Source organism: Metapseudomonas otitidis (assembly GCF_900111835.1).
GTDB classification, from domain to species: domain Bacteria; phylum Pseudomonadota; class Gammaproteobacteria; order Pseudomonadales; family Pseudomonadaceae; genus Metapseudomonas; species Metapseudomonas otitidis.
The window spans coordinates 216,319-234,467 of the sequence record NZ_FOJP01000004.1 but is presented as its reverse complement, the minus strand read 5'-3'; the positions used below and the strand labels follow the sequence as shown (position 1 = coordinate 234,467).

Annotated in this window: 18 protein-coding genes; 9 read left to right on the top strand and 9 right to left on the bottom strand. The window is 64.8% G+C overall.

Translation table 11 applies throughout. The features are described 5' to 3' along the window. The 7 genes from BM198_RS06945 to BM198_RS06915 all read left to right on the top strand — a co-directional run bounded on the left by BM198_RS06945 (nt 1) and on the right by BM198_RS06915 (nt 6,825). A complete protein-coding gene (locus BM198_RS06945) occupies nt 1-210 on the top strand; it encodes a YgdI/YgdR family lipoprotein (protein ID WP_044401668.1) in 210 nt (69 codons plus the stop codon). A gap of 156 nt (nt 211-366) precedes the next feature. After that, a complete protein-coding gene (locus BM198_RS06940) occupies nt 367-1,722 on the top strand; it encodes a pyridoxal phosphate-dependent decarboxylase family protein (protein ID WP_074968804.1) in 1,356 nt (451 codons plus the stop codon). A 172-nt stretch (nt 1,723-1,894) separates the two neighbouring features. Further along, nucleotides 1,895-2,998, top strand: a complete 1,104-nt coding sequence (locus tag BM198_RS06935) for a polysaccharide lyase family 7 protein (protein ID WP_074968802.1) — start codon at nt 1,895-1,897, stop codon at nt 2,996-2,998. A 291-nt stretch (nt 2,999-3,289) separates the two neighbouring features. Further along, nucleotides 3,290-4,519: an alanine transaminase gene (alaC, locus tag BM198_RS06930; RefSeq protein ID WP_074968800.1), complete on the top strand. Its 1,230-nt coding sequence runs from the start codon at nt 3,290-3,292 to the stop codon at nt 4,517-4,519. 110 nt (nt 4,520-4,629) lie between these two features. After that, nucleotides 4,630-5,517, top strand: coding sequence for an alpha/beta hydrolase fold domain-containing protein (locus BM198_RS06925; RefSeq protein WP_074968798.1), 888 nt, complete (start codon nt 4,630-4,632; stop codon nt 5,515-5,517). A gap of 94 nt (nt 5,518-5,611) precedes the next feature. After that, a complete protein-coding gene (locus BM198_RS06920) occupies nt 5,612-6,298 on the top strand; it encodes a polysaccharide lyase family 7 protein (RefSeq protein ID WP_074968796.1) in 687 nt (228 codons plus the stop codon). Between the two features lie 83 nt (nt 6,299-6,381). Further along, nucleotides 6,382-6,825, top strand: coding sequence for a thioesterase family protein (locus BM198_RS06915; RefSeq protein WP_044401653.1), 444 nt, complete (start codon nt 6,382-6,384; stop codon nt 6,823-6,825). A gap of 295 nt (nt 6,826-7,120) precedes the next feature. On the opposite strand, the gene BM198_RS06910 is transcribed toward BM198_RS06915, so the two are convergent. From BM198_RS06910 to ppsA, 8 genes are all read right to left on the bottom strand, one after another. Then, a complete protein-coding gene (locus BM198_RS06910; protein WP_044401650.1) occupies nt 7,121-8,167 on the bottom strand; it encodes an OmpA family protein in 1,047 nt (348 codons plus the stop codon). Between the two features lie 108 nt (nt 8,168-8,275). Continuing rightward, entirely contained in the window at nt 8,276-8,866 is a 591-nt protein-coding gene (gene sigX / locus BM198_RS06905) for an RNA polymerase sigma factor SigX (RefSeq protein WP_044401647.1), read from the bottom strand. An 87-nt stretch (nt 8,867-8,953) separates the two neighbouring features. Next, nucleotides 8,954-9,778, bottom strand: coding sequence for a mechanosensitive ion channel family protein (locus BM198_RS06900; RefSeq protein ID WP_044401644.1), 825 nt, complete (start codon nt 9,776-9,778; stop codon nt 8,954-8,956). A gap of 2 nt (nt 9,779-9,780) precedes the next feature. Then, a complete protein-coding gene (locus tag BM198_RS06895) occupies nt 9,781-10,026 on the bottom strand; it encodes a hypothetical protein (RefSeq protein WP_044401640.1) in 246 nt (81 codons plus the stop codon). A gap of 55 nt (nt 10,027-10,081) precedes the next feature. Continuing rightward, entirely contained in the window at nt 10,082-11,077 is a 996-nt protein-coding gene (locus BM198_RS06890) for a zinc transporter ZntB (RefSeq protein WP_044401637.1), read from the bottom strand. Nucleotides 11,078-11,096: 19 nt separating this feature from the next. Then, on the bottom strand, nt 11,097-11,585 hold the full coding sequence (rraA, locus tag BM198_RS06885) for a ribonuclease E activity regulator RraA (RefSeq protein ID WP_074968794.1): 489 nt from the start codon (nt 11,583-11,585) through the stop codon (nt 11,097-11,099). A 258-nt stretch (nt 11,586-11,843) separates the two neighbouring features. Beyond that, a complete protein-coding gene (locus BM198_RS06880; RefSeq protein ID WP_074968792.1) occupies nt 11,844-12,824 on the bottom strand; it encodes an alpha/beta fold hydrolase in 981 nt (326 codons plus the stop codon). A 63-nt stretch (nt 12,825-12,887) separates the two neighbouring features. After that, the gene (gene ppsA / locus BM198_RS06875; protein ID WP_074968790.1) at nt 12,888-15,257 is read right to left on the bottom strand and encodes a phosphoenolpyruvate synthase; all 2,370 of its coding nucleotides are present in this window, start codon (nt 15,255-15,257) and stop codon (nt 12,888-12,890) included. Between the two features lie 158 nt (nt 15,258-15,415). On the opposite strand from ppsA, the gene ppsR reads away from it, so the two are divergent. Beyond that, entirely contained in the window at nt 15,416-16,234 is an 819-nt protein-coding gene (ppsR, locus tag BM198_RS06870; protein ID WP_044401624.1) for a posphoenolpyruvate synthetase regulatory kinase/phosphorylase PpsR, read from the top strand. A 17-nt stretch (nt 16,235-16,251) separates the two neighbouring features. Then, the gene (locus tag BM198_RS06865) at nt 16,252-16,881 is read left to right on the top strand and encodes a LysE family translocator (protein WP_044401621.1); all 630 of its coding nucleotides are present in this window, start codon (nt 16,252-16,254) and stop codon (nt 16,879-16,881) included. A 5-nt stretch (nt 16,882-16,886) separates the two neighbouring features. Here BM198_RS06865 and prpF read toward each other — a convergent pair whose 3' ends face one another. After that, the gene (gene prpF, locus BM198_RS06860) at nt 16,887-18,074 is read right to left on the bottom strand and encodes a 2-methylaconitate cis-trans isomerase PrpF (RefSeq protein WP_074968788.1); all 1,188 of its coding nucleotides are present in this window, start codon (nt 18,072-18,074) and stop codon (nt 16,887-16,889) included. Nucleotides 18,075-18,149 lie beyond the last annotated feature (75 nt).

The window sequence follows — 18,149 nt, the reverse complement described above, 5'->3', positions numbered from 1 at the left end:
ATGAAACGCTGGCCCCTCATCCTCGTCTGCCTGCTGGGCCTGGCAGGCTGCTCCAGCGAGTACCTCGTCCAGACCACCGACGGACAGATGCTCACCAGCGACGGCAAACCCGAGCTGGACGCCGACACCGGCATGCTCGAATTCGAAGACAGCGAAGGCCGTGAGCAGCGCATTCCCGAAAGCCAGGTGAAGCAGGTGATGCCCCGCTGATCAGGACGGCGAGGCAACTGTACGGGTCAGAACCCTCGCTGTTGCAGCGGCCTCGCCCTCCCCGCCCCAGCTGTACAGGCATCTCGGGCTCGAGCTGTACCTGCTGCGAACCCGCACCTCGCGCTAAGGTGGCCCTCTTTCCACGCCGAGGCCGCCATGGACACCGAACGCCAACTCCTCGAAGACGCCGACCGCCGCGCCCTCGCCTACCTCGACGGCATCCCCGGCCGGCGCGTCTTCCCCACGCCCGACGCCATCGCCGCCCTGGCCGGCTTCGAAGAACCACTGCCGCAGCAGGGGCGTTCGCCCGAAGGGGTGCTGCGGCAGCTGGACGAGCTGGGCTCCCCCGCTACCACGGCCTCCAATGGCGGTCGCTACTTCGGCTTCGTCATCGGCGCCACCCTGCCGGCCGCCGCCGCTGCCGAGCGCCTGGTGCTGGCCTGGGACCAGTGCGCGTCCTCCTTCGACAACTCCCCCGCCGCCGACCGCATCGAGAAGGCCGCCGCACGCTGGGTGCTGGAGAGCCTCGGCCTGCCGGCCGAGAGCGCCGTGGGCTTCGGCACCAGCGCCACCGCCTGCACCCTCGCCTGCCTCAGTGCCGCCCGGCGCGCCCTGCTCGCACGTAAGGGCTGGGACTTCGACGGCGACGGCCTGATGGGCGCGCCCGAGGTGCGCGTGGTGGTCTCCGCCAGCGTGCACATCACCGTTAAGAAAGCCCTGCGCATCCTCGGCTTCGGCATCAACCGTCTGCTAGTGGCGCCCGTCGACGAGCTGGGCCGGATCGACCCGGCGCAACTGCCGCCGCTGGACGACATGACCGTCCTCTGCCTGCAGGCCGGCGAGGTCAACACCGGCGAATTCGACCCCTTCGCCGCGCTCATCCCCCGCGCCCGTGCCGCTGGCGCCTGGGTGCACGTCGACGGTGCCTTCGGCCTCTGGGCGCGGGCCAGCTCCGCCGCCGCGCTGGCCGAAGGCGTCGAGCAGGCCGACAGCTGGACCACCGACGGCCACAAGTGGCTGAACACCCCCTACGACGGCGCCATGGCCATCTGCCGGGATGCCGAGGCCCTGGCCACGGCGATGAACAGCGACGCCGCCTACGCCAGCGCCTCCCGCGATGCGCAGAAGAACCTCAACCTGGAATTCTCCCGCCGCGCCCGTGGCGTGCCCATCTGGGCAGCCCTGGCCAGCCTCGGCCGCGACGGCCTGCGCGCGTTGATCGACCGCCACCTGCGCCAGGCCACATACCTTGCCGAACGCCTGCGCGACGCCGGCTACCAGGTACTCAACCGCGTGGTGCTGAACCAGGTGCTGGTGCGCGCCGACAGCGACCAGCAGACCCTGGCCATCCGCCTCGCCGCCCAGGCTACGGGCGAGGTGTGGTTCGGCCCCACGCTGTGGCAGGGGCGCCCGGCGTTTCGCCTCAGCGTCTCGTCCTGGCGCACCACAGACGCCGACATCGAACGGCTCGCCAACCTGCTGATCACCCTCAAGGACCAGCATCCGGGTTGAGCGCGGCGTCACAGCCTGAGGCAGCGGCATCGCGCTGCAAACGAACCTTCTCCGCCCTCGCCGGGTCTGTGAAAGGCCTGCCCATCGGCAGGCCCACGAAGCCCAGGGAAGGCACGCGCGTCGAAGCAGGCGGTCTCGAGCGGGGTGCAGCCCAACGACGAGGATGCAAGGCATGCCCAGGTTCCAACCGCCCCACACCCATCTCCTGCACAACCACCCTGCCCGCTGGCTCGGCCTGCTCGGCTGCCTGCTACTCGGCGAAGCCCAGGCCGAGCTCTACAAGGGCGTCGCCCCGGGCGGCAACTTCGCCCTGGAGAACTGGAACATCACCGTGCCCCAGGACGCCGACGGCAACACCACCGGCAAAGCGATCACCATACGCCCGGACCAGTTGTCCGGCCCCTATGGCTACCAGTCCCGCTGGTTCCGCACCGACCCGCAGGACGGCTCGATGACCTTCTGGACACCCATCAATGGCGCTACGGCCGGCGGCTCCAGCAGCCCACGCGCCGAACTGCGCGAAATGCTCGACCCGACCAACCTGGGCGTGACCTGGAGCGGGGCTGGCGAATCGGTGCAGGATGCACTGCTCAAGGTCATGCAAGTGCCCCGCGATGGCATCGTCATCGTCGGCCAGGTGCACGGCTACGGCAGCGCACCGCTGATCCTCCTCTACTACCGCTATGACTTCTCCAAGCAGACCGGCCGCGTCATCGCCAAGCTGCAGGGCCTGCCGGAACAGGGCCTGCCCTATACCAACCACGTGCTGGCCACGGACATCGCCCTGGGCGAGACCTTCAGCTACCAGATGAAGGTCAGCCACAACGTCGCCATGGCCTCGGCCAACGGCGGGCCGGTGGCGACCATGGCGATGGACCCGGCCTGGAACAGCGAGACCTTCTACTTCAAGGCCGGCGCCTACCTGCACATGCACGGCGACAGCGCCACCGAAGGCGCGCGGGTGAAGTTCTACCGCCTGGCCGCCAGCCACCCCAACGACGGTCTCCTGATCAACAGCCCCGCCGCCCTGCCCGAGGCCCGCGTCGGCCAGCCCTACCAGGCCCAGCTGTCCGCCACCGGCGGTCTCGGTGGCGCCACCTGGAAGCTGGTCAGCGGCCATCCGCCGGCCGGCCTGACGCTGGCCGCCGACGGCCTGGTCAGCGGCACCCCGGAAGCCGGGACCGCTTCTGCTACCGCACACTGGTTCGTGGCCCAGGCGCGTGATGCCAATGGCAACACCCACCACAAGAAGTTCTCCATCCTCATCCCGCAGTAACCCTGCACGCCTAGCTCTAGCGGGGTGGACCGCGCTTCACCGGTCCACCCCACCGGCGCCCAGGCCCGCACCGCGGGTGGATACAAAGAGCGGAATCCGCCCTGTGGGAGCGGATTCATCCGCGATGCGCAACACCATGTGGCACATACATTCGCCCCGAAGGACAGCGCCCCACAGCGCCTCGGATTTTTCTCGACAACGCCCCTCCGCTGCGCTTATCTTCGCCGCCAGGCCACCCATGTGGCCGACGTCGCTCGGACGGTTCCGGGCGCTTACGTATCCGAGGAAAGCATGGCTGACTCCCGTTCTCCGCGCCGTTTCGCGCGTATCGATCGTCTCCCCCCCTACGTCTTCAACATCACCGCCGAACTCAAGATGGCCGCGCGCCGTCGTGGCGAGGACATCATCGACCTGTCCATGGGCAACCCCGATGGGGCCACCCCGCCACACATCGTCGAGAAGCTGGTGCAGGTCGCCCAGCGTGAAGACACCCACGGATACTCCACCTCCCGCGGTATTCCCCGCCTGCGCCGCGCCATCTCGCGCTGGTACAAGGACCGCTACGACGTGGAGATCGACCCGGAAAGCGAAGCCATCGTCACCATCGGCTCCAAGGAAGGCCTCGCGCACCTGATGCTGGCCACCCTGGACCACGGTGACACGGTGCTGGTGCCCAACCCCAGCTACCCGATCCACATCTACGGCGCGGTGATCGCCGGCGCCCAGGTGCGCTCGGTGCCGCTGGTGCCCGGCGTAGACTTCTTCGCCGAGATGGAGCGCGCTATCCGCGAATCCATCCCCAAGCCGAAGATGATGATCATCGGCTTCCCCTCCAACCCCACTGCGCAGTGCGTAGAACTGGACTTCTTCGAACGCGTGGTGGCCCTGGCCAAGCAGTACGACGTGCTGGTGATCCACGACCTGGCCTACGCTGACATCGTCTACGACGGCTGGAAGGCCCCGTCGATCATGCAGGTGCCCGGCGCCAAGGACATCGCGGTGGAGTTCTTCACCTTGTCCAAGAGCTACAACATGGCCGGCTGGCGCATCGGCTTCATGGTCGGCAACCCGGAGCTGGTCAGCGCCCTGGCGCGGATCAAGAGCTACCACGACTACGGCACCTTCACCCCGCTGCAGGTGGCCGCCATCGCCGCGCTGGAAGGCGACCAGCAGTGCGTGCGCGACATCGCCGAGCAGTACCGCCAGCGCCGCAACATGCTGGTCAAGGGCCTGCACGAGGCCGGCTGGATGGTCGAGAACCCCAAGGCCTCGATGTACATCTGGGCGAAGATCCCCGAGCCCTACGCCCACCTCGGTTCCCTGGAGTTTGCCAAGAAGCTGCTGGCCGAGGCCAAGGTGTGCGTCTCCCCCGGCATCGGCTTCGGCGAATACGGTGACGACCACGTACGCTTCGCCCTGATCGAGAACCAGGACCGCATCCGCCAGGCCATCCGTGGCATCAAGGCGATGTTCAGGGCCGATGGGTTGATCGAGGCGAAGCCTCGCAAAGCCTCCTCCTGATCGCCACACAGCGCCCCTTCGGGGCGCTGTTTCGTTGGGGCGCGGAAAAACGCAGGGATGTTCGGCGAACGGCGTATCAGGTGCACGACACTCCACTTCGGAAGCCCACCATGTCCATGACTCGCTTGCTTTGCTGCCTTGCCCTGCTGCTCGCCCTCCCCCTGCAACCCGCCTGTGCCGGCCTGCTGCAGGACCGCCGGGAAGCCCGCCAGCTGGAGCAGGCGGGAATCCGCGTCCTGCGAGATATCGCCTACGGCAACGATGAGCGGCAGCGCCTCGATGTCTACCTGCCCGCCAATCCGGGACGCGGGCCGGCGCCGGTGATCTTCATGGTCCACGGCGGTGCATGGGTCACCGGCGACAAGGACAACGGCAGCGTCGCCCTGAACAAGGCACTGCGCTGGGTGCCCCAGGGTGTGGTGCTGGTCTCGGCCAACTACCGCATGCTGCCCGACACTCCGCCCCTGGCCCAGGCCGACGACGTGGCTCGCGCCCTGGCGCATGCCCAGCAACTGGCGAGCGGATGGCAGGCAAACCCGGCGCGCTTCGTCCTGATGGGGCATTCGGCAGGGGCGCATCTGGTCGCCCTGCTGGATGCCGCGCCGGAAATCGCCGCCCAGCAAGGTGCGCGTCCCTGGATCGGGACCGTTGCCCTGGACAGCGCGGCCTTCGATGTCGAAAGCATCATGCAGGCGCCCCACATGAAGCTGTACGACAAGGCGTTCGGGACCGATCCCGCCACCTGGCAGGCGGCCTCCCCGACCTTGCGACTGGAGCAACCTGGCACGCCGCTGCTGGCGGTCTGCTCCACCCGTCGCGACGATGCCTGCCCGCAAGCACGCGGTTTCGCCAGCAAGGGCCGCAGCCTGGGCAAGCGTGTCGAGGTGATGGGGGTGGACATGTCGCACCGGCAGATCAACCACGAGCTCGGCCAGGACAACGGCTACACCCGGGATGTCGAGCGCTTCCTGCGCAGCCTGGGCGTGCTGCGCCTCTGAGCAGCCGCAGTTCGTCGCAAAACCTGAACCTTGCTGAACTTCAGGCGTCACGCCGGTCCGATCTGGGGTTCCCATCCCGCATTAAGGACCGCGCGTGATCGATCTCAGCACCTGGCAACTGGACATTCCCACCCACACCTCCGCCACCGAAATCAGCACCCAGCGCCTGAACAACGGCTATGAGAGCCAGTACTTCCGACGCAACAGGGACGGCAGCGTCACCTTCTGGGTGCCCGTGACCGGGAGCCGGAGCGAAGACGCCCGGTATCCGCGCAGCGAACTGAGGGAAACCCAGGCAGATGGCACGCTGAGCTACTGGTATTACGCAAGCGCGGACAACTACCTCAGCGCCGTCCTGACCGTGCAACAGGTCCCCAACCGCAACAAGGTGATCATCGGGCAGATCCACAGCAAGGACGAAGCCGGCAGCGAGAACGATCCGCTGCTGAAGCTGCAGTACCACTTCAAGAACGGGAATGGCCGTATCGAGGCCCTGCTGCGCAAGCGACCCGGTGATGCGGAGGTGGAGAACATCGTCCTGGCCGAGCATGTCGATCTGGGCGAGCGCTTCGGCTACGACCTGCGGCTGACACCGACGGGCCGCCTGGGCATCACGGTCAGCAGCAAGGGCGATGACGGCGGGCTGTACCGACAACTGAGCGGCTACTGGAGCAAGCAACAGCTGTACTTCAAGGCCGGTGCCTACATCCAGGACAACTACGGCCCGAACAACGAAGGCGGCCGGGTCACGTTCCACTGGCTGAACAGCCTGCATCGCTGAGTCATTCACCTGGCGAATGACCAGGCGGGCCCAAGCCAGGGGCAGGTAGAATCCGCGCCTGCCCTATCCCTGAGATTTCAACGATGGCCCGCCTGACGCTGAGCTTTCCAGACGACCAGTTCTGCTACTCCACCCACCTCACCGTACGCGTCACCGACATCAACGGCGCGAACCACCTGGGCAACGACTCGATGATCTCGATGATTTCCGAGGCCCGCGCCCGCTTCCTGTACGACTACGGGATCACCGAGACGGGCGCCGACCGCGTCGGCATCATCGTCACCGACCTCGCCACCACCTACCGAGCCGAAGCCCACGCGCGGGACCAGCTGTGCTTCGAGGTGGGGGTGATGGACTTCAACCGCTACGGCGGCGACATCATCTTCCGTATCACCCGCCCCGCCGATGGAAAGCTGGTGGCCATGGCCAAGTCCGGCTTCGTCTTCTTCGACTACGCGCACTCACGGGTGGTGGAAATGCCGGAGTCCTTCCGCGCAACCTTTCCGCAGGCCAACTGGCTGGACTGACGACGCACCCTTTCGGACCACCGCGCACCTTTCAAGTGCAACAACATGCCCACCTGGGAAGCACTGGCCTCTCAAAGGCCTGCAGGGCGTGCTGATAAGCGAACTGGCACGGAGCGTGCCTAGAGCTCCATACAATCTACAAGAAGCGCCCATCCTCCGAGGTGGCACTTGCCTCAAGAGGGGCAGCTTGCGTGAAGGCGTTCCGCCCAGGCGGAACGCCTTTTTTATTTGACGCAGTTTTCCCCAGACAAAGAAAAACCCGGCCTAGGCCGGGTTTTCCTGAAGCTCAGACCAATTACTTGGCTTGGGCTTCTACTTCAGCTTCTACGCGACGGTTAACAGCGCGGCCAGCTTCGGTGGCGTTGTCGGCAACCGGGCGGGACTCACCGTAACCAACGGCGTTGACGCGGTCAGCACCTACACCGTACTGGTTGACCAGCACTTCACGAACGGCGTTGGCACGACGCTCAGACAGCTTCTGGTTGTAGGCGTCGGTACCAACGGAGTCGGTGTGGCCTTCAACGGTGGTGGTGGTGGCCGGGTACTGCTTCATGAAGTCAGCCAGGTTCTTGATGTCGCCGTAGCTTTCTTCCTTGACCTTGGACTTGTCGAAGTCGAACTTCACGTCCAGCTCAACACGGACCACTTCGGCAACGGCCGGGCAGCCATCGGCGTCAACGGTGACGTTGGCCGGGGTGTTCGGGCACTTGTCGACGTTGTCGCAGACGCCATCGTTGTCGCTGTCGGAGCAGACTTCGGCAACCGGAGCCGGAGCCGGCTGTGCAGCAGGCTTGGAGCCACCACCGAAGTTCACGCCAACACCTACGCCGGCAGCCCATTCGGCTTCGTTGGCGTCGATGTTGTACATGCCGTCCAGACCAGCCTTGGCGTAGAAGTTCTCGGTGAAGTAGTACTTCACGCCGGTGCCGATGTTGGCGAAGGTGCTGTGGTCACGACCGGTACGAGCCGGAACGTTGCTGATGTTCTGGTGGGCGAGACCAGCGGACACGTACGGGCGCAGACCTACACCGGGAGTACCGAAGTGGTAGATCGCATCCAGACCAGCCTGGTTGCCTTTGATGTTCTTGTTACCAGTGTCGTTTTCCGAACGAATGTCGTGAAACTCGCCGTAGGACAGAGCCAGTTCGACGTCGTCGGTCAGGTAGTAACCAACCGAGCCGCCCAGCAGGTTGCCGTTGGACAGATCACGCGAGCTATCGGTGAAGTAGCGCTTGCCGAAAGCCTCCACCTCGACAGCGCCTTGGCCTTGCGCCAGCGCGTTCAGAGAAAATGCGGCAACGAGAGAGCCAACGGCTACGCCTAAGGTGTTTTTCAGTTTCATCCGTAAATCCCCATCTTGGTTGTCAGTAAGTTGTCGAACAATCTCAATGGACAACTTGGTCCGCAAGTTTACCAGAACTCGCTGCTCTTAGAGATTGATTTTGCCCAACTAAGTTTCGGCCGATCCTGAAAATTTTTCGCGCAAGCGATCCAGAGCGCGCTTGTACCTCATCTTGGTCGCGCTCAGGCCCATATGCATGATGTCGGCGATTTCCTGGAACTCCAGTTCCGCAACAAAACGCAATACGAGGATTTCACGATCGATCGGGTTCACATGCACCAGCCAGCGCTCGAGCCCGCCACGCTCCTCGATCTTCGGAGCCTTCTCATCGGAAGCCTCCTCGAGCGGATCGAGACTCAGGGCATCGAGCAAGCGACGCTTGCGTCGCTCTTTGCGGTACTGGGTAATGCATTCGTTGTACGTGATGCTGTAGAGCCAGGTCTTGAACTTGGATTTACCCTCGAAGTTCTTGAGGCCATATAGCACTTTGAGCATCACCTCCTGACAGACATCGTCAGCGTCTCGTTCGTTCCCCAAATATCTTGCGCACACATTGAAGAGGGTCCGCTGGTAGCGGCGCATCAGCTCCTCGTAGGCGCGAGTGACATGGAACAGCTCGACATGCGCACGCTCCACCAGCTCTTCGTCGGAGAGTTCGTGAGGGTCATAGCGCAGGGACAGCGATTGGGGTTTGTTCAAAACAGGTCGGGCCGGCAATGATCGGGAGCCGCCGGAGTGCGTGGGCGCTGATCCGGCGGCCAATATTAGCAGGGATGGCGCTTCGTGTTAGCGGCTCGTTACCCGCTGGTCGAGAAGCGTCCGGTTGGCCACCGATACCAGATCCCCCTCATCGGTGAGCAGGATGGTCTTCACGGTGCCGATCTCCTCGATCTGCCCTTCGATGTCCCCGACCTTGACCTCCTGGCCGACCTGGTAAAGCTCGCGCACATAGATCCCGGCGATGATCTGCGCGGCGATGTCACGGCTGCCGAGGCCCAGGGCCAGAGCGGCCGCCAGGCCGATGGAGATCAGCGCAATGGCGATGACGTTGTTCAGCAGGTCGGTCTTGACCTCCAACTGGCCGATGGCCACGGAGATGCTGATGAGGATGACCAGGCCCTGGGCGATGCGCCCCAGGCCATGGGCGTAGTCCAGGCCCACACCTTCCGCCGCGCCACGGACGATCCCGCTGAGCAGTTGTGCCAGCAGCACACCGGCCAGCAGCACCAGGGCAGCGCCCAGCACTTTGGGCAGGTAGAGCGCGAGCATGTCCAGGGTCGCCGAGACGCGATCAAGGCCCAGGGACTCGGCAGCGGACACCAGGAAGATGAGCAGGACGAACCAGTAGACGATCTTGCCGATCAGCGACGAAACCGGCACCTGGATGCCGACACGGCCGAGCATCTTGGTCAGGCCGGTCCCGGCCATCAGGCGATCCAATCCCAGCTTGGCCAGCAGCTTGGAGAGCAGGGTATCCAGCAGCTTGGCGACGACGAAGCCAACCAGAACCACCACCAGCGCGCCGAAGAAGCGCGGAATGAAGCCGGCGACCGGTGTCCACACCGTGGTCATGGCGTTAACGATACCTTGGGTCCAGGGGTCGAATTCCATCTTCATTCAGCCTTGTCAGCAGAGCGTTTCGAGGAGGGGCGGCGAGATACGGGCGCCACATGCGCCGAGCCGTTGTTCAGGGCGATCATCAGGGCTTCGGCCCAGTGGCCGAGCAGGCAGAAGAGGTCGCCCACGCCAACTTGCCGGTTCGCGGTCTTGAGGACGCGACCGAGCGCCGCGCTGTCGTCATGGTCGGACGGCGCGTTGCGGAGCATGTCCCGCAGGGATTCTTCGAAGGGATCGTGCATTCGCACCTCTCGTGGGTATGTCGGCTAGACGCGGCAGGCTGGGGATGGGTCACATTCAAAGCCAGCGCAGCCGACGGAAGAGCCACCACTGGAAGGCGGCCACCCCGAGGAGGAGCAGGCACACGATGGGGAAGCCGTAGGACGCGTCGGCGCCCGGCAGCCCACCCACGTTGATGCCCAGGAGCCCGGTGATGAAGCTCATGGGAAGGAAGAAGCCGGTGATGATGCCCAGCAGGTACATGGTGCGCGTCATCCGCTCGCTCATCCGGCGGTTCTCGGACTCCAGCACCAGGGCGACCCGTTCGCGGATCATCTCCAGCTCTTCGAGGTAGCGGGTCAGGCGGTTGTTCAGCTCGTTCCAGTAGTCCGCATCGTCGGACGCGAACCAGCCGAGGCGATTGCGCACCAGCTGGCCATAGATGTCCCGCTGCGGGGAGAGGAAGCGGCGCAAGGCCGCCGCCCGCCGGCGAATCTGCAGCATCAGGTCATGATCGGGGTTGTAGCGCTCGTTGGCGTCGAGCTGCTCCTCCTGCTCATCGACCGCATCCCCCAGGTGGGCGATCAGCGCATCCACCTTGCTGGTCAGGTGCTCGGCAAGGTAGAGCAACACCTCGGATGCACTGCGCGGCCCGGTCCCGGCGCGCCACTGCTGGATCAGCTCATCGGTGGCGTGGAGGGGACGCAAGCGCAGGGAAATCACGCGACGCGCATCGGCAAAGATGCGCACCGCCACCATGTCTTCCGGCTGGGCTCCAGGATTGAGGTTGACTCCGCGAAGGAACAGCAGCAATTGCTCATCCGGCAGGGTTACCAGGCGCGGACGGGTGCTCTCTTCCAGCAACAGGTCACAGGCGAACTCCCCCAGCCCACTGCGCTCGCGCAGCCACAAGCGGGCCAGGGGATGTCCCCGATCCCAGTGCAGCCAGAGGCTTTCATGCGCGCCGAGCTGGAGCCCATCCAGCTCGGCGCGACTGATGGCGCGTGCACCACCCTGCCCGTCGAGCACGAATGCATGGACCAAGCCCGCGCCGGGGTTCTGCTCACCTGTCATCCTCGCGCCACCTGCCCGGTTACTCGGGCATCTTCAGCGGTTCGGGGGACACGATGATGCCGTTGTTGTCGGCATACAGATACTGCCCCGGGCGGAAGGTCACGCCACCGAAGGTGACCGCCACATTCAGGTCGCCGATGCCGCGCTTGTCGGTCTTCATCGGGTGGCTGGCCAGCGCCTGGACACCCAGGTCGGTCTGGGCGATCACGTCCACATCACGGATGCAGCCGTACACCACGATGCCTTCCCAGCCATTCTTCGCGGCCTTCTCGGCGAGCATGTCGCCCAGCAGCGCGCGGCGCAGGGAGCCACCACCGTCCACCACCAGGACCTTGCCCTGGCCGGGCTGGTCGACCTGCTCCTTGACCACTGAGTTGTCCTCGAAGCACTTGATGGTGACGATTTCGCCGCCGAAGGAATCGCGACCGCCGAAGTTGCTGAACATCGGCTCGACGACCTGTACCAGGTCAGGGTAGGCATCGCACAGATCAGGGGTGACGTATTGCATGGCGTGGCTCCTTGCGGGTCTAGAGATCGGGGCCGTCACGTTCACCGTCCTGGCAGCGGAGAGCGGTGCGCAGCGCATGCACCAGCGCATTCCAGGTCGAAGGCGATCCCGTGGCGGGAACAGCGCAGCACCCTACCGACGAGGCGAACGCCGCGCAAGGGCGCAGCACCGCCGTTACAGCGTCTTTCCGGGGCACTTGGCAGCGATTCAACGACAATCAATTGCAATCGGTTTCATATAACCGAAGAAACTCCACGCTCAGGCGGGCACAGCCTGACCTGGCAGCGCCGGTAGGCTGCGATGCAAGAGCCAGTGCTCGACGAGCGGCCAGACCTCCTGCTGCGCCGACTTGCTCACCAGCATCTCCACATGGCCGTAGTCCTCGGCGAAGCCGCCCTCGCGGGACAGGCAAAGGAACTCACGGACCTCGCTGCCGAACTGGTCGAGCAGCTTCCGGCAGGCCCACGCCGGGTCCTGGTGGTCCCCGGCCGAGCCCACGGCCAGCACCGGGATGCGGACATCCGCCAGCCCCTTCCACCAATCCCGCTCGGCATCACCGAAGCGGCCGAACAGGCCGTGCCAGCGGAGATTCTCCAGCCCGACGCCGATGGGCTCATCCTCGGGCCCGCGCTTGAGACCGGAACCGGAGAGCACCTCGAAGCGCTTGAGCAGGAAACGCCCCAGCCACTCCACCGGCGGAACCTTGAGGGGCCAGTAGACCCGGCTGATCTGGCTGCCGAACAGGGCAGCGGACGCCGCAGTCTCCTCGTCGAGGTAGCCACCTCCCAGCGCAGCAGCCAGGGTCACTCCGCCCAGGGAATGCCCCACCCAATGGGCGGGCGATCCGGACTGCTCGCGCACGAAGGCGCCAATGGCCGGCAAGTCGTAGCGAGCGTAGTCGGCCACCCGGTTGTGTCGGTAGGCCTGGTTGCGAGGGGAAAGACCGTGGCCGCGCATCTCGACGATCCACACATCGAAACCCGCCCTGGCCAGGAAAGGCCCAAGACCCAGGCCACGCGGTGAATACCAGAAGCGACGATTGGAGAAGCTGCCGTGCACCAGCACCACGGGGGCTCCGCGCTGCCCTTCACGCCCGTACAGGCCCAGGCGCGTGACCACCAGCTCGACGCTGGGATCAGGGCTGTTGCCGGGCTTGAGGCGATAGAGGTCTTCCGTGAGGTCCCCACGGAGTTCGGCGCCCACCAGGGCCACCGGGAAAAGAAGACTGCTGCTTTGCATGAAAACTACTTGCACGAAAAAGGGCGGGTGATGACCCGCCCTCTTTCCGGTTGCCGTTCGGGATCAGGCTTGGCCTTCGGCCAGGAAGAACCAGGTGTCGAGCACGGAGTCGGGGTTGAGGGAGACGCTCTCGATGCCCTGCTCCATAAGCCACTTGGCCAAGTCCGGGTGGTCCGAAGGGCCCTGGCCACAGATGCCGATGTACTTGCCCGCCTTGTTGCACGCGGCGATGGCGTTGGACAGGAGCTTCTTCACCGCCGGGTTACGTTCGTCGAACAGGTGGGCAATGATGCCGGAATCGCGGTCCAGGCCCAGGGTCAGCTGGGTCATGTCGTTGGAGCCGATGGAGAAGCCATCGAAGAACTCCAGGAACTCCTCGGCCAGCAGGGCATTGGACGGCAGCTCGCACATCATGATGATGCGCAGGCCGTTCTCACCGCGCTTGAGGCCATAGTGGGCCAGCAGGTCGATCACCTGGCTCGCCTCACCCAGGGTACGGACGAAGGGCACCATGATCTCGACGTTGGTCAGGCCCATCTCGTTGCGCACCTTCTTCAGCGCGCGGCATTCAAGCTCGAAGCAATCGCGGAACGACTCGCTGATGTAGCGGGAGGCGCCACGGAAGCCCAGCATGGGGTTCTCTTCCTCGGGCTCGTACAGCTTGCCGCCGATCAGGTTGGCGTATTCGTTGGACTTGAAGTCCGACAGGCGGACGATGACCTTCTTCGGCCAGAAGGCCGCAGCCAGGGTGCTGATGCCTTCGACCAGTTTCTCGACGTAGAAGCCGACAGGATCGTCGTAGCCGGCGATGCGCTTCTCGACGCTTTCCTTGATCTCCGCCGGCAGGCCGGCGAAGTTCAGCAGCGCCTTGGGGTGCACGCCGATCATGCGGTTGATGATGAATTCCAGGCGGGCCAGGCCCACACCCTCGTTCGGCAGTTGTGCGAAGTCGAAGGCACGGTCGGGGTTGCCGACGTTCATCATGATCTTGAACGGCAGCTCCGGCATGGCATCGACGGAGTTCTTGCGCACGTCGAAGCCCAGCTGGCCTTCGAAGATGAAGCCGGTGTCGCCCTCGGCACAGGAAACGGTCACGCCCTGGCCGTCCTTCAGCACCTGGGTGGCGTTGCCGCAGCCCACGACAGCCGGGATGCCCAGTTCACGGGCGATGATCGCGGCGTGGCAGGTACGGCCGCCACGGTTGGTGACGATGGCGCTGGCGCGCTTCATCACCGGTTCCCAGTCCGGGTCGGTCATGTCGGAGACCAGCACGTCGCCCGGCTGGACCTTGTCCATCTCGGAAACATCGTGGATCACCTTCACCGGGCCGGCGCCGATGCGCTGGCCGATGGCACGGCCTTCCACCAGGACGGTGCCCTTTTCCTTCAGCAGGTAGCGCTCCATCACGGTGGCGCTGGCGCGGCTCTTAACGGTCTCGGGGCGGGCCTGCACGATGTACAGCTTGCCGTCGTCACCGTCCTTGGCCCATTCGATGTCCATCGGACGGCCGTAGTGCTTCTCGATGATCATGGCCTGCTTGGCCAGCTCGGTGACTTCGGCATCGGTGATGCAGAAGCGGGCGCGGTCGGCACGGTCGACATCGACGGTCTTCACCGACTTGCCGGCCTTGGCTTCGTCGCCGTAGACCATCTTGATCGCCTTGCTGCCCAGGTTGCGGCGCAGGATCGCGGGGCGGCCGGCTTCCAGGGTGTGCTTGTGCACGTAGAACTCGTCGGGGTTCACCGCGCCCTGCACCACGGTCTCGCCGAGGCCGTAGGCGCCGGTGATGAACACCACGTCACGGAAGCCGGACTCGGTGTCCAGGGTGAACATCACGCCGGCAGTGCCGGTTTCCGAACGCACCATGCGCTGCACACCGGCAGACAGGGCGACCAGCTTGTGGTCGAAGCCCTGGTGCACGCGGTAGGCGATGGCACGGTCATTGAAGAGGGAGGCGAAGACTTCCTTGGCAGCACGGATCACGTTGTCCACGCCACGGATGTTGAGGAAGGTCTCCTGCTGGCCGGCGAAGGAGGCGTCCGGCAGGTCTTCGGCGGTGGCGGAGGAGCGCACGGCGACGGCCATGTTCTCGTTGCCAGCGGCCATTTCAGCGAACGCCGCACGGATTTCAGCGTCCAGGCGCGCCGGGAACTCGGCATCCATGACCCACTGGCGAATCTCGGCACCGGTCTTGGCCAGCGCGTTGACGTCGTCCACGTCGAGCTTGTCCAGCGCATCGTGGATGCGATCGTTCAGGCCGCTCTGCTCGAGGAAGTCACGGTAGGCCTGGGCAGTCGTGGCGAAACCACCGGGAACGGAAACCCCAGCACCCGCCAGATTGCTGATCATCTCGCCCAGGGATGCGTTCTTGCCCCCCACATGCTCAACATCGTGGACGCCGAGCTTATCGAGGGAAACTACGTACTCTACCAAGGTGATCTCTCCACTATCTGTTGGAATAGCTGGGCGGAGCGGTTCCGCCGCGTTCTGGCATGGTGCCGGAAAAATGAGTCACAATGCAGGCCGGCTTCAGGCCAGCAAAACGGACCTATGATAGCCAAGAATCGTTCCCGACTTAAGGCCTTTGGCGCATGAAACGAACCGCTTTTTTCATCTCCGACGGTACCGGTATTACCGCTGAAACCCTCGGACAGAGCCTGCTGGCGCAGTTCGAAACCATCACGTTCGCAAAGCTCACGCGGCCCTACATCGACAGCGTGGAAAAAGCGCGCGCCATGGTACAGCAAATCAACAAGGCTGCCGAGGCAGACGGGGCGCGACCGATTATCTTCGACACCATCGTGAACAAGGAGATCCGGGAAATTCTCGCGACCTCCAACGGCTTCATGATCGACATCTTCTCGACCTTCCTCGCGCCGCTGGAACAGGAGCTCACCTCCCATTCCTCGTACTCCGTGGGCAAGTCCCACTCCATCGCCCACAACTCCAACTACATGGAGCGCATCGAGGCGGTGAACTTCGCGCTGGACAACGACGACGGTGCCCGCACCCACTACTACGACAAGGCGGACCTGATCCTGGTCGGTGTGTCGCGCTGCGGCAAAACGCCCACCTGCCTGTACATGGCGATGCAGTACGGCATCCGCGCGGCCAACTACCCGCTGACCGAAGAGGACATGGAGCGCCTGCAGCTGCCCAATGCCCTGCGCCCCTACAAGCACAAGCTGTTCGGCCTGACCATCGACCCCGACCGCCTCACTGCCATCCGCAACGAGCGCAAGCCCAACAGCCGCTACGCGAGCTTCGCCCAGTGCGAGTTCGAGGTGCGCGAGGTGGAAAACCTGTTCCGCCGGGAAAACATCGCCTACATCAACTCCACCCATTTCTCGGTGGAGGAGATTTCCGCCAAGATCCTGGTGGAAAAAGGCGTTGAGCGCCGCCTCAAGTAATCTGTCACGAGCCCATCATGACCCTCAACGATGCCCTGCTGTTCGCCCCGATCGCGCTGCTGATCGCGATCACGCCGGGCCCCAACAACTTCTGCGCGATGAACAACGGTATCCGCCACGGCATGGCGACCGCCGTACTGGCCACCACGGGGCGAGTGATTGCGTTCGCCTTCTTCCTGCTCATTTCGGCGGTCGGCCTCGGCGCCATGCTGATGGCCTCCGAACAGCTGTTCAGCGCGGTCAAATGGGTCGGCGCTGCCTACCTGCTCTACCTGGGCGTCAGCGCCTGGCGTAGCCGCGCCTTCGCCCTGGACGAACAGCAAAGCCCGACGCAATCAAGACGCACCTTGTGGCTGGCGATGCGCCAGGAGTTTCTCATCGGCATCAGCAATCCCAAGGCCATCCTGCTGTTCGCAGCGATCTTCCCGCAATTCATCCGCCCCGATCAGCCGGCCGCCGAACAGTTTCTCTACCTGGGCACGACCTATCTGCTGGCCGAATATGCGGCTTCGTTGCTCTATGCACTGTTCGGCCTGCAGATTCGCCGCCTGATTCGCAGCGCCCGCGGCGTGCGCAACCTCAACCGCACCACCGGCGCCTTCTTTGTCGGCGCCGGCGGCCTGTTGCTGGGTACCAGCCAGCACTGAGCGACTCAGAAGCTGTCGCCCGGCACCCGCACCCAGCCTTCCATCAATATCCGCGCGCTGCGGCTCATGATCGCCTTGGTCACCTGCCACTGGCCGTCCACCTGCCGGGCTTCGGCGCCCACGCGCAGGGTGCCCGAAGGGTGTCCGAAACGCACCGCCGTGCGCTCGCCACCACCGGCCGCCAGGTTCACCAGGGTGCCGGGGATGGCCGCCGCAGTGCCGATGGCGACCGCCGCCGTGCCCATCATCGCGTGGTGCAGCTTGCCCATGGACAGCGCCCGCACCAGCAGGTCGATCTCGTCGGCCTTCACCGTCTTGCCGCTGGAGGCCTGATAGTCCCTGGGCGGTGCAACGAACGCCACCTTCGGCGTGTGCTGGCGGGTAAGCGCCTCTTCGGGGGACTTGATCAGCCCCATGCGCAGTGCGCCGGCGACGCGGATCTTCTCGAAGCGCGCCAGCGCCTCGGGGTCGCCGTTGATGGCCTCGCGCAGCTCGGTGCCGGTGTAGCCGATGTCCTCGGCGTTGACGAACACCGTGGGAATGCCGGCGGTGATCAGGGTCGCCTTGAAGGTGCCGACGTCCGGCACGTCCAGCTCATCCACCAGGTTGCCGGTGGGGAACATGGAACCGCCCTCCTCCCCGTCATCCGACGGATCGAGGAATTCCAGCACGATCTCCGCCGCCGGGAAGGTCACCCCGTCCAGCTCGAAATCGCCGGTTTCCTGCACCTGGCCATCGGTGACCGGCACGTGGGCGATGATGGTTTTCCGGATGTTGGCCTGCCAGATGCGCACAACGCAGGTGCCGTTGGCCGGAATGCGTGACGGGTCCACCAGCCCGGCATGAATGGCGAAGGCGCCCGCCGCGGTGGACAAATTGCCGCAGTTGCCGCTCCAGTCGACGAAGGCCTTGTCGATGGAGACCTGCCCGTAGAGGTAGTCGACATCGTGCCCGGGCTGGCTGCTCTTCGACAGGATCACGCACTTGCTGGTGCTGGAAGTCGCCCCCCCCATGCCGTCGATGTGCGCGGCGTAGGGATCGGGGCTGCCGATCACCCGCATGAACAGCCGGTCACGGGCCTCGCCCGGCACCTGGCAGGCCTCGGGCAGGTCCTGCAGGCGGAAGAACACGCCCTTGCTGGTGCCACCACGGATGTAGGTGGCGGGGATTTTCACTTGCGGCAGATAAGCCATGAGTGCAGTCCTGAGAAATGGCCCGGATGTCATCCGGGCTAAGCCTTCAATGAGCCGCAGGGTGGAGGGAAAAAG

Bases quoted from the DNA above. Each gene is read 5' to 3' on its own strand.
- prpF (WP_074968788.1), bottom strand. From the start codon at position 18,074: ATGGCTTATCTGCCGCAAGTGAAAATCCCCGCCACCTACATCCGTGGT.
- alaC (WP_074968800.1), top strand. From the start codon at position 3,290: ATGGCTGACTCCCGTTCTCCGCGCCGTTTCGCGCGTATCGATCGTCTC.
- BM198_RS06895 (WP_044401640.1), bottom strand. From the start codon at position 10,026: ATGCACGATCCCTTCGAAGAATCCCTGCGGGACATGCTCCGCAACGCG.
- BM198_RS06900 (WP_044401644.1), bottom strand. From the start codon at position 9,778: ATGGAATTCGACCCCTGGACCCAAGGTATCGTTAACGCCATGACCACG.
- BM198_RS06945 (WP_044401668.1), top strand. From the start codon at position 1: ATGAAACGCTGGCCCCTCATCCTCGTCTGCCTGCTGGGCCTGGCAGGC.
- BM198_RS06910 (WP_044401650.1), bottom strand. From the start codon at position 8,167: ATGAAACTGAAAAACACCTTAGGCGTAGCCGTTGGCTCTCTCGTTGCC.
- BM198_RS06865 (WP_044401621.1), top strand. From the start codon at position 16,252: ATGACCCTCAACGATGCCCTGCTGTTCGCCCCGATCGCGCTGCTGATC.
- BM198_RS06935 (WP_074968802.1), top strand. From the start codon at position 1,895: ATGCCCAGGTTCCAACCGCCCCACACCCATCTCCTGCACAACCACCCT.
- rraA (WP_074968794.1), bottom strand. From the start codon at position 11,585: ATGCAATACGTCACCCCTGATCTGTGCGATGCCTACCCTGACCTGGTA.
- BM198_RS06925 (WP_074968798.1), top strand. From the start codon at position 4,630: ATGTCCATGACTCGCTTGCTTTGCTGCCTTGCCCTGCTGCTCGCCCTC.
- BM198_RS06890 (WP_044401637.1), bottom strand. From the start codon at position 11,077: ATGACAGGTGAGCAGAACCCCGGCGCGGGCTTGGTCCATGCATTCGTG.
- BM198_RS06880 (WP_074968792.1), bottom strand. From the start codon at position 12,824: ATGCAAAGCAGCAGTCTTCTTTTCCCGGTGGCCCTGGTGGGCGCCGAA.
- ppsR (WP_044401624.1), top strand. From the start codon at position 15,416: ATGAAACGAACCGCTTTTTTCATCTCCGACGGTACCGGTATTACCGCT.
- BM198_RS06940 (WP_074968804.1), top strand. From the start codon at position 367: ATGGACACCGAACGCCAACTCCTCGAAGACGCCGACCGCCGCGCCCTC.
- BM198_RS06915 (WP_044401653.1), top strand. From the start codon at position 6,382: ATGGCCCGCCTGACGCTGAGCTTTCCAGACGACCAGTTCTGCTACTCC.